General features: G+C 45.1%; 10 protein-coding genes. 6 read left to right on the forward strand and 4 right to left on the reverse strand.

Translation table 11 applies throughout. From position 1 onward, the window contains the following. Positions 1 to 447: 447 nt before the first annotated feature. Complete coding sequence (locus HQ865_RS05195; protein ID WP_173413866.1) at positions 448 to 999, reverse strand: NifU family protein; 552 nt, start codon at positions 997 to 999, stop codon at positions 448 to 450. 367 nt (positions 1,000 to 1,366) lie between these two features. On the opposite strand from HQ865_RS05195, the gene HQ865_RS05200 reads away from it, so the two are divergent. Then, on the forward strand, positions 1,367 to 2,194 hold the full coding sequence (locus tag HQ865_RS05200) for a hypothetical protein (protein ID WP_173413867.1): 828 nt from the start codon (positions 1,367 to 1,369) through the stop codon (positions 2,192 to 2,194). A gap of 141 nt (positions 2,195 to 2,335) precedes the next feature. Here the strand turns inward: HQ865_RS05200 and purB are convergent, their stop codons facing one another. Continuing rightward, positions 2,336 to 3,679, reverse strand: a complete 1,344-nt coding sequence (purB, locus tag HQ865_RS05205; RefSeq protein WP_173413868.1) for an adenylosuccinate lyase — start codon at positions 3,677 to 3,679, stop codon at positions 2,336 to 2,338. 368 nt (positions 3,680 to 4,047) lie between these two features. Here purB and HQ865_RS05210 point away from each other — a divergent pair, with 368 nt between their 5' ends. The 4 genes from HQ865_RS05210 (at position 4,048) to HQ865_RS05225 (ending at position 10,679) form a co-directional block, all read left to right on the forward strand. After that, entirely contained in the window at positions 4,048 to 4,662 is a 615-nt protein-coding gene (locus HQ865_RS05210) for a TetR/AcrR family transcriptional regulator (protein ID WP_173413869.1), read from the forward strand. A gap of 80 nt (positions 4,663 to 4,742) precedes the next feature. Beyond that, the gene (locus HQ865_RS05215; RefSeq protein ID WP_173413870.1) at positions 4,743 to 6,104 is read left to right on the forward strand and encodes a TolC family protein; all 1,362 of its coding nucleotides are present in this window, start codon (positions 4,743 to 4,745) and stop codon (positions 6,102 to 6,104) included. Between the two features lie 37 nt (positions 6,105 to 6,141). Then, positions 6,142 to 7,242: an efflux RND transporter periplasmic adaptor subunit gene (locus HQ865_RS05220; RefSeq protein ID WP_173413871.1), complete on the forward strand. Its 1,101-nt coding sequence runs from the start codon at positions 6,142 to 6,144 to the stop codon at positions 7,240 to 7,242. 29 nt (positions 7,243 to 7,271) lie between these two features. Then, positions 7,272 to 10,679: an efflux RND transporter permease subunit gene (locus HQ865_RS05225; RefSeq protein ID WP_173413872.1), complete on the forward strand. Its 3,408-nt coding sequence runs from the start codon at positions 7,272 to 7,274 to the stop codon at positions 10,677 to 10,679. A 231-nt stretch (positions 10,680 to 10,910) separates the two neighbouring features. On the opposite strand, the gene HQ865_RS05230 is transcribed toward HQ865_RS05225, so the two are convergent. Together HQ865_RS05230 and HQ865_RS05235 are read right to left on the reverse strand one after the other, a co-directional pair. Next, positions 10,911 to 12,434, reverse strand: a complete 1,524-nt coding sequence (locus HQ865_RS05230) for a sialate O-acetylesterase (RefSeq protein ID WP_173413873.1) — start codon at positions 12,432 to 12,434, stop codon at positions 10,911 to 10,913. 301 nt (positions 12,435 to 12,735) lie between these two features. Then, complete coding sequence (locus HQ865_RS05235; RefSeq protein ID WP_173413874.1) at positions 12,736 to 13,110, reverse strand: hypothetical protein; 375 nt, start codon at positions 13,108 to 13,110, stop codon at positions 12,736 to 12,738. Between the two features lie 645 nt (positions 13,111 to 13,755). Between HQ865_RS05235 and HQ865_RS05240 the strand changes: the two genes are divergently transcribed. Beyond that, on the forward strand, positions 13,756 to 14,214 hold the full coding sequence (locus tag HQ865_RS05240) for a hypothetical protein (RefSeq protein ID WP_173413875.1): 459 nt from the start codon (positions 13,756 to 13,758) through the stop codon (positions 14,212 to 14,214). The last annotated feature ends 17 nt before the right edge of the window (positions 14,215 to 14,231 follow it).

Raw genomic sequence — 14,231 nt, forward strand, 5'->3', positions numbered from 1 at the left:
TTATTATAATTTGTATATCTGTAAGGTAGCGAGATGACTTTTTAGCGACAATAGGGTATGGTGAATTTTTTAAATTAGAATAAAATATCGTTTTCTATATTTTAATAAAATTATATTTTATTTATTTTGAAAAAATCAATACATAAAACTTATGTGCTTATACCAAAGTTGAAATTGGTATTCGGTATGTATTTTATGCTTGCATAATAAAAAGCGGGAAAAACGTCGTAAAATGGGAGAGTGGAACGGAAAAGTTTAAGAAATGAAGTGCCGCGAATTGTTCGGATTTAGAAGGATTGCGCAATTTTTTAGAAGCCTTATAATTTGTTCTAAATCTCCTTAATTTGTGAAATTGGTGCATAAAAAAAGCGAACCTGGTATCCCAGATCCGCTCCATTATAATTTGTTCTAAATTTCCCTAATTGGTGAAATTCGTGTTTGTTCAAATTACATCGCTTCGCTCACCACTTCGGTAACCTCTGGCACCATGCGTTTCAACAGGTTCTCGATACCGGCTTTAAGGGTGATGGTTGATGATGGGCAACCACTGCATGAGCCACGCAGTTCTACAGTAACCACACCTTCGTTAAATGATTTATAGCTGATAGCGCCGCCATCCTGTTCTACAGCCGGGCGCACGTAATCATGGAGGATTTGCTGAATTTTAATTTCCGACTCGGTACCTTCAAAGGTTACTTCTTCTGTGCTCTCTTCAGCTTGCACCTTCAGTTCGGCCTCAACCGCGCCTTTAACAAACTCTTTAATAATGGCTTCGATATCGGCCCACTCGGTACCCTCGGTTTTGGTAACGGTTACAAAGTTGCTGGCGAAGAACACCCCGTTAACAAACGAGAATTTGTACAGCTCCTTAGCAAAAGGCGATTTTTCGGCGCTTTCCTTTGTAGCATAGTCAACACTGCCGTTTATCAGCAACTTGTTTACTATAAACTTCATAGTTGCCGGGTTCGGGGTGCTTTCGGTATATACGTTGATATTCATGGGATGTGCTATTTAATAATGAACAAATGTAACGAGGTTTTTGATTGCTTTTATATACTGATTTAGTTTTGACCTGTGCATGACTGTGCGGGCGATAACGTAAGTCAGGGTAGCGTAGAGAACCTATCGCCGATTTTACTCATCCGGTCGTTGCTACGCTCGACCACCCTCTCTTCGCCTTTGGCGGAAAGAGGGGACAGCTTATCCGGTACTACTCCTGCCCTCTTTCCGCGCAGCGAAGAGAGGGTCGACCAGCGAAGCGCTGTCGGGGTGAGTCTATACGTTTGTAATATTCTTACTATAAATTTAGTTAATTACGAAATATTCGTAGATTTACGAAAATATCGTAGACTAAAACAATATCACCATGAATAATTCGACACCCCAAAAATGCAGGCTGATCTTAGAGGCCTTATTAGTAGTAACAGCCATAACAGCCAATGCCCAAAAGTTACCAAGCGTGCAAAAGACCAGCGTTTATGCCCCAATCAATGTAAAAACCGATGGGAAGACCAACGAGTGGGAGAACAAATTTGAAGCACAGAATAACGCCACCGGGCTATATTATACCATGGCCAACGATGGCGATAAACTTTACCTTACTATACAAGGCCGCCCTGGTACTGGCAGCCCGATCAGTAAAATGCAAAACGGCGGCATCACCCTTACTTTTAAAAGCAATGACAAATCGGTTAAACCGGTAGTGTTTGATTTCCTGATATTTGAGCGTAATGGTTTAACCGATGTGGGTAAGAAGATGAACGCTGCTGATGCAAAAATGGATTCGCTGCTGGGGCCAATAAATACGCAGGTAAGTAATGCTTTAAAGGAAATAGGTGTGAAGGGAGTAAATGATATTACCGATACCTTAATTTCTGTTTATAACGAATATGGTATTAAGCAAGCCGTTCAGTACGACAGCAAAAAGGCGTTAACCTGCGAGATCGCTATTCCGCTTAAATACATCAGCCATTTAATGAAGGACGGCGCGTTTAAATACAATGTAAAACTGAATGCCATGAAAATGGGGAAGGTAAGCATCGTAATGAATGGATCGCCGGTTGCCCCGGGAAGCGCGGGCGAAGCAAAAGCCGCGGTAATGTTTAGTTCTATATCGATATCAGGTACCGGGGGCATGGGCGATGTGTTTAATGATACCGATTTTTCGGGGGCGTATATATTGGCGAAGAAATAGGCTTTGATACACCCAATGTCGATAGAGCAGCGTTGGATTATGGCTTGGGGGCGAAAGAGAAATCTTATACGAGTGATAAGCAAAGTCGTATAAGATTTCTCGCTATCGCTCGAAATGACAGGTTAGTAAAAAGACCAGCGCTTACACCCCCGTGTAATTCCCCGGCGTAATCGCCTTCAACTCCGCCTTAACCGCATCGCTAACATTCAGTGTGTCCACAAAGCCGGCTATTGTATCGGCATTTACACCTGTATTAATGCGGGTCAACTCTTTCAGGGCTTCGTAGGGGTTAGGGTAACCTTCGCGGCGCAGGATGGTTTGTATCGCTTCGGCAACTACGGCCCAGTTGGCTTCCAGGTGGGCGTTGATGGCAGCCTCGTTCAGCAGTAGTTTATTTAAACCGCGCATCGTAGATTTTATCGCGATCAGCGTATGTGCTACCGGCACACCTATATTGCGCAGCACAGTGCTGTCGGTCAAATCGCGTTGCAGGCGTGATATAGGCAGCTTGGCGGCCAGGTGCTCGAACATGGCGTTGGCCATGCCCAGATTGCCTTCCGAGTTCTCAAAATCGATCGGGTTTACCTTATGCGGCATGGCCGACGAGCCTACTTCGCCCGCTTTTATCTGCTGCTTAAAGTAGTTCATGCTGATGTAAGTCCATACATCGCGGTCAAGATCGATCAATATATTGTTAATACGTTTCAGCGCGTCGCACTGGGCAGCAAAGTTATCGTAATGCTCTATCTGGGTGGTGTATTGCGATCGGCTTAAGCCCAACTGCTCGTTCACGAACTGGTTGCCAAATGCCTGCCAATCGATCTGCGGGTAAGCGATATGGTGCGCGTTGAAATTACCGGTAGCCCCACCAAATTTGGCCGAAAGCGGTACTTGCTTTAATTGCGCTAATTGCTTCTCCAAACGTTCGATAAATACCTGCACCTCTTTACCCAAACGGGTAGGCGATGCGGGCTGGCCGTGGGTATGGGCCAGCATCGGTACGTTCTTCCATTCTTCAGCACGTTGTTTCAGCGCGCTGATCAGGTTGGTAATGGCCGGGTAGTAGATATCTTCTAAAGCCATTTTAAAGCTGTAGGGGATGGCGGTATTGTTGATATCCTGCGATGTTAGGCCAAAATGGATAAACTCTTTGTATTGCTCCAGGCCCAGTTCGTCAAATTTCTTCTTGATGAAGTACTCAACCGCTTTTACATCGTGGTTGGTGGTCTTTTCTATCAGTTTGATGCTCTCGGCATCTTCAGCAGTGAAGTTTTTGTAGATGTCCTGTAACTTTTGCTGCAAAGTTTTATCAAAACCCTGTAACTGCGGCAGCGGGTGGGTATACAACGCTATAAAATATTCTATCTCCACAAACACCCGGTATTTAATCAGCGCGTACTCAGAAAAATAACCCGAAAGTTCGGCAGTGGCATTATGGTAGCGGCCATCAACCGGAGAAATGGCCATAAGCGGTGTAAGTGTCATAGAAAGAATTTTTGGCAAAGATAGTTTTTCAAGCCGAAAGTACTAAGCTGAATGTCCAAAGCCCTGAGATATTACTTTTAAAACGGGAGTATATAATTTGTGGCTAAAGCCATCGCACTGTGCAAATTTATCCGTTGGCTAAAGCCAACGGCAATGAATAACAAGTTAAAATTCATTGCCGTCCCATTTATGGGACGGGTATAGCAAAGCCAAGGAATGGCTTTAGCCTAAACGACAGAGCAGGTTTTTTTAAGATCCAACAGCCCCAAAACCTGATCTATCAATAATTGCGAAAAAATATTTGAAAAACTTGTACATGGAAACTTTGAAATCAAAAAATGTTTCCATAGTTTTGACCCGGAAAGTCAATGAGTCAAAAAGAAAGAATTTTAGCAGGTAGTTTAGAGCTTTTTTACCGCGCAGGTATCAAGAGCGTTACCATGGACGATATAGCCAAACACCTGGCCGTATCTAAAAAAACCATCTACCAGTTCTTCACCGATAAAAATGAGTTGGTGATAGCCCTGGTGAAGCAAAAAATGGAAGAGGATGAGCAGCAGATGAAGACATCGATGGCCGCGGCATCAAACGTGATCGAACAACTGATCGACATGATGCAGTGTTCGGAAGAGATCTTCTCACGTGCTAACCCCATCCTGATGTACGATATGCAAAAGTACCACCCGGGCGCGTGGGACGAGTTTCAGAAGTTCAAGAACGGCGTGATTATCAGCACCCTGGAACAATTGTTGCGCGAAGGTAAGGAGCAAGGTTACATCCGCCCCGAAATTGATGAGCGGGCCATAGCGCGGATGCGGGTTAACCAGGTTGAAATGGGCTTTAACACCTCCATATTTCCCTTGTCGGAGTTTAGCCCATGGAAGTTGCAGCAGCAGTTTTTAGAACACTTTAATTACGGGATTTGTACACTGGAGGGATACAAACTTTTAGAAAAGTATAAAAATTTAAAAAAACAGGATTAGCTGCTGACATAAGGTTGACGCAACCGCATCGCAGTTTTACAGCAAATAAAATTACATACATCACAATTCAATATATATACATGAGAAAAATAGCTATCATAACCTTTATGTGGGCAGTGGCGGTGCTGAAGGGCACGGCTCAGCAGGCCCCGCCCAGTAACGGGCCACATAATTTCAGTCTGCAAGACTGTATCAACTACGCTTACGAGCATCAGGATTCGGTAAAGAATGCCAAACTGGATATCACCAGCGCCGATTATAAGGTAAAGGAAACCAAGGGGCAAGGTTTACCGCAGGTAAACGGTACAGTAAGCTTTCAGGATTTTCTGAAACCTCCGGCTTCTGTAGGTCCTAACTTCTTTAACCCGCCTATCGACCCAAACGCGCCATTGGTGCAGTTCCCCTTCGGCGCGGTAAAGTACAACAATACTTTTTCGCTGCAAGCTACGCAGTTGCTGTTCAGCGGTACGTTTTTGGTGGGCTTACAGGCGGTAAAAACCTTTAAGGAACTGTCTGAGCGCAGCCTTACCCGTTCTAAGATCCAAACCAATGTGGCGGTAACCAAGGCTTACTACCAGGTGCTGGTAAACAACGAGCAGATCCGTTTACTGGATGCCAACATTAACCAGTTGAAGCAACAAGTAAACGAGACCTCACAATCGAACAAGCAGGGGTTTGTTGAGAAGATCGACGTTGACCGTATCACCGTGCAGTACAATAACCTGGTAACCAACCGCGAGAATGTATCGCGTTCGTTAGCCCTGGGTTATGCCATGCTGAAGTTCCAGATGGGTATGCCAATAGCCGAAGAGTTGAACCTGACCGATAAATTGGGAGATGTTAACCTAACGCAATCAGTTGCCGAAACCGCGGTTGATACCACTTTTTATCGTAATAGGATAGAGTATAACTTATTGGAAACCAACAAGCGTTTGAACGAACTGGACGTAAAGGCTAAAAAGGCCGATCTTTTGCCTACAGTTTCAGCTGCGGCTGGTTTGGCTACTGTATTCCAGGAAAACCATACCCGCTACCTGTATAACCACACATATCCAAACAGCTACGTGGGATTAAATATCAATGTGCCTATTTTTAGTGGCTTCCAGCGTTCGAGCAAGGTAAAACAGGCCGAAATTGAAGTGCAAAAATCAAACAACATGCTGAACAATGCTAAAAACGGACTTGAACTGCAAGCTACTGCTGCAAGGGTAACTTTTGTGAACAGTCTTAAATCGCTGGATAACCAAAAGCGTAACCAAACCCTGGCAAACGATGTGCTGCGTGTATCGCGCATTAAATACCAGCAGGGCGTAGGATCCAGCATTGAAGTTACACAGGCCCAAACCGCTTTGGAAACATCAAACAACGATTATATACAGGCGCTTTACGATGCCCTGATCAACAAAGTGAACCTTGACCAGGCTTATGGACGCATTAAATAATAACACAACCAACCCTAACATAAACAAACACACAGCAATGAAAAAAATATTATACATATCTGCAGCCATGTTATTAGCTGCCTGCGGCCAAAAGAAACAAGCCGGCGATTATAAAGCGGAACTGGCCGATCTGCAAAAGCAACAGGCCGATATAGCTGCCAAAATAGCTAAGATCCAGGCTGCTCATCCCGCCGCCGATTCATCGCGCGTTACCGATGTAAGCGTGTTGGAAATAAAGCCGACAAAATTCACTAACTATATTGAGATACAAGGTAAAGTTGATGCCCAGGATAACGTAACCGCGTATCCGCAAATGCAGGGTACCATTACCAATATTTATGTAAAGGTGGGCCAGCATGTAAGCAAGGGCCAGGTAATGGTTCAGTTAGATAACAGCGTGCTGAAGCAGCAAATTGCCCAGGCCGAAGCACAGTTAAGCCTGACTAACACAGTTTACCAACGCCAGAAAAACCTGTGGGACCAGAAGATCGGTACCGAGGTGCAGTTTCTGCAAGCTAAAACTAATTACGAGGCTGGCCAAAAACAAGTTGCTGCCCTGCGCGAGCAATCGGCTATGTACACCATCAAATCGCCTATCAGTGGTACGGTCGATCAGATGGATTTGAAGCTGGGCCAGGCTGCTGCCCCGGGCCAAACCGGTATCCGTGTAGTTGATGCCGATAATTTGAAGGTTAAGGCCGATGTTCCGGAGTCTTATGGTGCCCGTGTTTCAACCGGTGATATGGTGAAGATCATCATCCCCGACCTGCGCGATTCTATCAACGCTAAAGTAAGCTTCGCTGCTAAAGTGATCGACCCAACCTCACGCAGCTTCGCTATCGAGGTGAAACTGCCATCGAGCAAAGGCCTGCGCCCTAACATGACATCGGTGCTTAAAGTGGTTGATTACCAAAAGCCAAACGCCTTTGTTGTTCCGGTTAATGCCATCCAAAAGGCCGAAAGCGGCGACTACGTTTATGTGGCCGATAACGGTGTTGCTAAAAAAGTAGTGGTTAAAGCCGGTGCTACTTACGAGGGTAAAACCGAGATCGTTTCGGGCCTTACAGCGGGCCAGCAGGTAATTACCGCCGGCGCCGCCGACCTGGAAGACGGTAACAAAGTTAAAGTAGCTCAATAAGTATTACACAACCTAAAAATTGATCTGCAATGAAGGATCTTGAAAAAGAATTTGGGCCCTCAAGTTGGGCTATAGACAATAAAACGGCCATTTATGTGGTGATCTTCCTGATAACATTATTGGGTATCATCAGCTACAATAATTTGCCAAAAGAGAATTTCCCGGATATCACGATACCTAAAATTTACGTATCGGCGCCTTACCCGGGCACATCGCCGGCCAATATGGAAACATTGGTGACCCGGCAGATAGAAAAGCAGTTGAAATCGCTGAAGGGACTGAAAAAGGTAACTTCTAACTCGTACCAGGATTATTGCGCCATTGTGGCCGAGTTTAACCCAACGGTAAAGATTGAGGACGCCAAGCAGCGGGTAAAGGACGCGGTTGATAAAGCCAAACCCGACCTGCCGCAAAACGACCCTAACTTTAAGGACCCGCAGGTAAATGATATCAACTTTTCAGATCTGCCTATTCTTTACGTAAATATCTCGGGTAATTACGATCTGAAGAAGCTAAAGGAATATGCCGATGAACTGAAGGACGATATTGAAGGCATGCGCGAAATATCTAAGGTTGATGAAGTAGGCGCGCTAACCCCGCAAATACAGATCAACGTTGATATGAACAAGATGGCCGCCGCGCAGTTAGGCTTCGGCGATATTATCCAGGCGGTGGGTAACGAAAACGTAACCTCATCTGCCGGTACCGTGCGTATGGATGGCGTTCGCCGTTCCATCAACCTGCGTATGGCGTTCAAAAGCGCCGACGAGGTGAACAATATGGTGATCCGTAACCCTAAGGGCCAGGCTATTTACCTGCGCGATATTGCCGAGGTAAAAGACGGCTTTAAAGAACAGGAAAGCTATGCCCGCTTGTACGGCAAAAACGTAATTACGCTTAACGTTACCAAGCGTAGCGGCGAGAACCTGATCGAGGCATCGGACAAGATCCAGGCCCTGATCGCTCAAAAAGAAAAAACATCGTTCCCTAAAGGTTTAGAGATCAAAGTAACCGGCGACCAGTCGGAGAAAACCCGTACTACGCTGCACGATCTGATCAATACCATCATTATCGGTTTCATTTTGGTAACCGTTATCCTGATGTTTTTTATGGGTACTACCAACGCCATCTTCGTAGCGCTTTCGGTGCCGTTATCATGCTTTGTGGCCTTCCTGGTGATGCCGGCCATCGGCTTCACGCTAAACATGATCGTGCTGTTTGCGTTCCTGCTGGCCCTGGGTATTGTGGTAGACGATGCTATTGTGGTGATAGAGAATACGCACCGTATTTTTGCCAATGGCGCTGTACCGATTAAAAAGGCGGCCAAGATAGCAGCAGGCGAGGTATTCCTGCCCGTGCTTTCGGGTACGCTGACCACCCTGGCGCCATTCGTGCCGCTGGCATTCTGGAACAGTATCATCGGTAAGTTCATGTTCTTCCTGCCTATAACGCTGATCATCACCTTACTGGCATCGTTGCTGGTGGCTTATATCTTTAACCCGGTATTCGCGGTTGATTTTATGGGACATAAGGAAAGTGCTGAGGAGGAAAAACCACGTTTTGACCGTAAGGTTAAACGCACGCTGATTGGTTTTGCTATAGTAGCCGTGTTAGGTTACTTAATGAATGTGGGTGTAGGTAACTTTGTAGTATTCATCGCATTCCTTTATTTGCTTGATCATTTTGTACTTGAGCATATCATCCACAGCTTCCAGCATAAGATATGGCCTAAGTTTCAGGATTTTTATGCCGGTTTACTACGCCGGGCGCTGCATAGCCCGTGGTGGGTGCTGGCCGGTACTTTCGTGCTGTTCTTTCTGTCGTTTGTTATTATGGCTATTCGTCAGCCGCAGGTGGAGTTTTTCCCTAATGGCGACCCCAATTTTGTGTATGTATACGTAGAGTTACCGGTAGGTACCGACCAAGCCCATACCAACGAGGTAACCAAGCAGGTGGAAGAAAAGGTAACAAAAGTGGTTGGCCGCGATAATCCGATTGTATCATCCATCATATCAAACGTAACCGTAGGTGTAACCGACCCGCAGGACGAGGACCAGGGTAACTACGCTAACCGCGGCAAGGTAACCGTAGCTTTTGTTGAATTTGGCGAACGCCACGGCGAGGATACTAAAAAGTACCTGGATAAGATCCGTAATTCGGTACAGGGCATCCCGGGCGCCAAGATCACTGTAAATAAAGAACAGGGTGGCCCGCCTACACAAAAGGCCATCAGTATTGAACTGGCTGCCGATAACCTGGATACGCTGGTGCGTACTACCGATCGTTTGCGTTCATATATCAACAAGCAAAATATTGCCGGTATTGAAGATCTGCGCTCGGATTTGCAAAGTAATAAGCCCGAGATCGTGTTCGATATCGACCGTGAGCGCGCTAACCGCGAGGGTGTATCAACCAATACCATTTCGCGCGAGTTGTTCCCGGCCATCTTCGGTTACGATGTAAGCGATTTTCGCGAAACCACCGAGGATGACTACAAGATCAACGTGCGTGGTATAGAAAGCCAGCGTTACAATGTAGATCAGTTGCGTAACCTGAAGATCACTTACCGCGATATGGGCACAGGCGGCGCTATCCGCCAGGTACCTATCTCGGCCTTTAGCGATATCAGGTATGTAAGTTCGTACGGTAACATTAAGCATAAGCAGCAAAAACGTGTAATTAACCTTACATCAAACGTATTGCAGGGCTATAATACCAACGAGGTGAACGCCGCTATACAGCAAGCAATTAACCGGTACAAATTGCCATCGGGCGTTACCGTGAAAATGGGCGGTGAACAGGAAGACCAGGCCGAAGCGATGGGCTTCTTACTATCGGCACTGGCTGTTTCATTTGGTTTGATCCTGATCATCCTGATGTTGCAGTTTAACTCGGTAGGTAAAACCCTCATCATCCTGAGCGAGATCTTCTTCAGTATCATTGGTGTACTGTTGGGTATCGCCATCTTCGGTATGAAGTTCTCGATAGTAATGACCATGATAGGTATCATTGCCCTTGCAGGTGTGGTAGTACGTAATGGTATCTTACTGGTAGAGTTCAGCGATTTGCTGACATCGCAAAACGAAAACACCTTCGAAGCGATCATCGAGGCAGGCCGTACCCGTATGACCCCGGTATTGCTGACCGCAACCGCCGCTATTTTAGGTTTGATTCCGTTGGCCGTTGGTCTGAACATCGACTTTGTGAGCCTGTTCACCACCTTTAACCCGCATATCTACTTCGGTGGTGATAACGTAGCGTTCTGGGGCCCGCTGGCCTGGACCATGATCTTCGGTCTGGCATTCGCAACCCTGATCACCCTGATACTGGTGCCATGTATGTACCTGATCAGGATCAGGTTGAAAACCCACTGGTTCGGCAAAAAGAACAAAGCAGAAATGGCCAGGCTGGAAGATCCGCAGTTGAGCCATGCTTAATATATCGCCCAAAAATCAATAATTAAATAGTAAGGCCGACCGGGATAACCGGGCGGCCTTTTTTTGGCATCGGCTGCATTACTTCTGAGTTCCCTCCTTGGGGAGGGGTGCGGCTGGATGTGCTGTGGCAGGGAGGGGTTTATGTGATATTGCATTCGTGACGAAACCCCTCCCTACACCCTCCCGTTGGAAGGGAATCGCACAAGGCCTGCGCTTCCTAAATGGGGCCCCTCAATAATCCCAACTATCCGTCCTAAACGCCTCCATCGGCAAGCCAGCTCCGTTTTGGATATTGGTAACCGGCGCGTTGGTAAAAGCGTAGCGGATAGCTTGAATTGGCAGATTAGTTTCGGCAGGAGCGGTAACAACGATAGTATTGCCGTTGATAACAGCTGCCCCTTTCCTGAAAACACGATCAGCGCCCGCAACAAAAAAATATTGCTTCAAAGGCTGGTTATCAATCGTGTTCAGGCCATCGGCAGTGTTACCGGCAAAGTTAATGGTGGCCGTATTGCCGTTCAATGTGAAATAGCTGTATTTCGGGCCATTGCAAATTACATTTTGCCCGTAAGTGTTTCTAAGGGCCAGCAAAGCCAGGCGCTCGCCAACCGGTTTTTTATTTCGGGGGTGATGATTAGCCGCTTCGCCTACATCCATGGTAACGGCCATGCCGGTGTTAGCTACCCTGGATTGAATATTGGCTTGCGCTTCGCGGAAAAAGGCTAACCAGTTTTGGTTTGGGTCGCCACCGGCGGGGACGGTGTTGTTATAATCTTCTGCAAAGGGCGTAAGTTGAACGTAATAAAATGGCAGGTCGCCCTGTTTAAATTTATCGCGCCAACCTTTAATTAAGGCAGAGTTCAGTAAGGTATAATCACTCACAGGAGATATATGCTGGTTATTTTCTCCCTGGTACCATATAAAACCCTTTAGCTGCAACTTTAGCAAGGGGTTGATCATGCCGTTGTATAAAGTTGATGAACCATGCCCCAGGTAAGCCGCCATCGCACCGGTTAACACTTCAGTATTTGCCCATGTTTCGCACCAGGAACCATTTTCGGAAGCCACGATAATACCGACAGGTATATTTAAATCAACTTGCAACTTCATCGCGAAAAAATAGGCTACCGCGCTGAACTTCCCCACTGTTTGCGGCGAGCAAATCGTCCACGCTCCCGGAGTAGTAAATTCGGTTAGTGGTTTATCCTGATAATCGGTAGCGGCAGTTAATACGCGTATGTTGGGATAATTGGCCGTTGTTATCTCGTCGGCATAATTTAGTACACCGGCAAACGGGGGTATCGCATCAACCTGCATCGTCATGTTCGATTGGCCAGAGCATAACCATACATCGCCAATCAATATATTTTTAAGCGTAACATCGGTAGCATTATTACCACTCACGGCGATAGTTTGCGGGTTGCCGTTAGCAGCTGAAGCAGGAATGCTGATTTGCCAGTAACCATTGGCATCGGCAGTTGTAGTAAGTGGCGAGGCGTTCCAACTGGCAGCAACATTAACGGTAAGTCCGGGTGTGGCTTTTCCCCACAGTAAAAAAGGTTTATCGCGTTGGATCACCATATTGCTTTGCAGCATATTGGCAACCGACAACGTTATGCCTGCGGGCTGCCCGGGAGGGATCTCGACACGGGTTGGCTGGCCGTCTGGTCTTTCATCCGGCACCTGCTTATCCTTACGGCAGGCTGCAAATGCAAGTAAAATACAAAATAAGGCAAGCAGGTATTTTTTGCTCATGTAAAATTAAACTGTGAACAGGTATTGGCCTAATTTAACGGATGTGCAGCTACTGGCAAAGTAATTTTTTTGATAGCTATATAAAAAAGTAAGGCCCCTGTTGGGCAGGGGCCTTTACTAAACCAATTATAAACCTTATGTGTGAGAGACTTTAATTAAAAAGTATGATGCAAATATATGTTGTTTCAACACTTATTCAAAACTTTTTATAAAATTTAACATTTTTTTAACAAACGAATAAGTTTTTAGCACGTTTGGTGTTTAAATTGTATTTATGCTGCTGTAAACGTCTGTATTTCAATCAGGAAACCTGGATCTTAAGCAAGGGCGAGGTAATAAGGGCTATCAGGGCCTCCACCTCGTGCTGCAGGCCATTCAGCCCATCGCGATAATAGGTTTCAAGACTGCGGTCTATCGCTTTTATTTTGCGGCGGACAGGGTGATAACAAAGCAGTATAGCTTTTAGCGTACGGCTTTCATGTATTTGCTGCAGGGGCGGGGCGGCATCAGGTATAACTTCTACCAGGTCGTCTTCCAGTTCAAGGCGCTTGCGGTTAAGCTGGGTTAGTGCAAATGCGTTGCTCTCGCTATAAGAAAACGTAGCAAGGCGTTTTATTTGTTGCAGCAACTGTTGTAAATGATCAAGTATGTTTTTAGGGTCAGTTATATGCGCCATACTTTCTACAAAATTTTATTAAAAACAAATAAACTCCCATTACAACGATAATGTTTGCGGGTATATTATCGTTGATGAAATTTAAATGAAATTATTAACAATAACATTACAAAACAATAGCAAAGTGCATAACATTGTAATATTTTTTATCAAATTAACTTGCAGGCAAAATGGTATAATTAATAGCCAGGCTATTGCATTAAATATCAACTGTTATTTAATCTTTTTTAGATAATCAGTTGGCAGTCAGTGCTGAGATTGCCTGTGCTTTCTTTTGCTTTCGTGTAACTTATAGTAATTAACGCACCGGATAAAATAAAGGTTGCCTGTATTAATATTGTTATTGCAGGGATATAAAGGGTAGTAGATTAAAAGGCACAAAAGTTTGTCCAAATCAGGATAAATGAATAAGGTACTAAAATACGATCGATCCTGACATCCCGAAAATCTGTTTAATCGCAGTCAGACAATCCAGCATGCCCACAATTATATACAGGCTGTACAAACCACACACCACTGTTTTTAGCGAAATATAACAGCACATGCCTTTAAACATGCAGGTTGTGGCATTGCTTGTTAATTTATCCACAATTTGCATTGTGGCAGGTACTTTGATAGTTGCTTTTTAGTTAAATTTGCACACGAATGGAAGCTATAGAAGTATACTCAAAATGCAAGGAGTCGGTATATAATACCAAAGCGCTTTTTAATCATTACGAAAAATATCATGGTTGCGCTTCCATTAGTTATTTAGATGAGAAAAGGAATGATATCCTGCGCAAGATAGCCTGTTCATACGCTTCGATGCTGAAGAAAACAGACAAAACGTTAGCTGTCAATAATTTATTAACGATAAACAATGAGGAGGACGTAGAAGTTATTGCAGATTGTCCTTTATTTATCGATCATATGATCGATCATCTTGAAAAAAATGAAGACCATATTATCGACCTGCTGAAGGATACTACCGAACAGAAGAAGATATCGTACCTGTATAATTTCGACAGCAGCTACCAGGATGCCGATCAGCTGATCAACCGGATGGAAAAACTGATCAGAGATTCGCAAATTATTCATCAAACGTATTATAGGGCCAGCGCCTGATGATTATCGGTTAGCTA

This window comes from Mucilaginibacter mali, assembly GCF_013283875.1.
GTDB classification, from domain to species: Bacteria; Bacteroidota; Bacteroidia; order Sphingobacteriales; family Sphingobacteriaceae; genus Mucilaginibacter; species Mucilaginibacter mali.

Excerpts from the sequence above, each read along its gene's own strand:
- HQ865_RS05195 (WP_173413866.1), bottom strand. The coding sequence starts at position 999 with ATGAATATCAACGTATATACCGAAAGCACCCCGAACCCGGCAACTATG.
- HQ865_RS05200 (WP_173413867.1), top strand. The coding sequence starts at position 1,367 with ATGAATAATTCGACACCCCAAAAATGCAGGCTGATCTTAGAGGCCTTA.
- purB (WP_173413868.1), bottom strand. The coding sequence starts at position 3,679 with ATGACACTTACACCGCTTATGGCCATTTCTCCGGTTGATGGCCGCTAC.
- HQ865_RS05210 (WP_173413869.1), top strand. The coding sequence starts at position 4,048 with ATGAGTCAAAAAGAAAGAATTTTAGCAGGTAGTTTAGAGCTTTTTTAC.
- HQ865_RS05215 (WP_173413870.1), top strand. The coding sequence starts at position 4,743 with ATGAGAAAAATAGCTATCATAACCTTTATGTGGGCAGTGGCGGTGCTG.
- HQ865_RS05220 (WP_173413871.1), top strand. The coding sequence starts at position 6,142 with ATGAAAAAAATATTATACATATCTGCAGCCATGTTATTAGCTGCCTGC.
- HQ865_RS05225 (WP_173413872.1), top strand. The coding sequence starts at position 7,272 with ATGAAGGATCTTGAAAAAGAATTTGGGCCCTCAAGTTGGGCTATAGAC.
- HQ865_RS05230 (WP_173413873.1), bottom strand. The coding sequence starts at position 12,434 with ATGAGCAAAAAATACCTGCTTGCCTTATTTTGTATTTTACTTGCATTT.
- HQ865_RS05235 (WP_173413874.1), bottom strand. The coding sequence starts at position 13,110 with ATGGCGCATATAACTGACCCTAAAAACATACTTGATCATTTACAACAG.
- HQ865_RS05240 (WP_173413875.1), top strand. The coding sequence starts at position 13,756 with ATGGAAGCTATAGAAGTATACTCAAAATGCAAGGAGTCGGTATATAAT.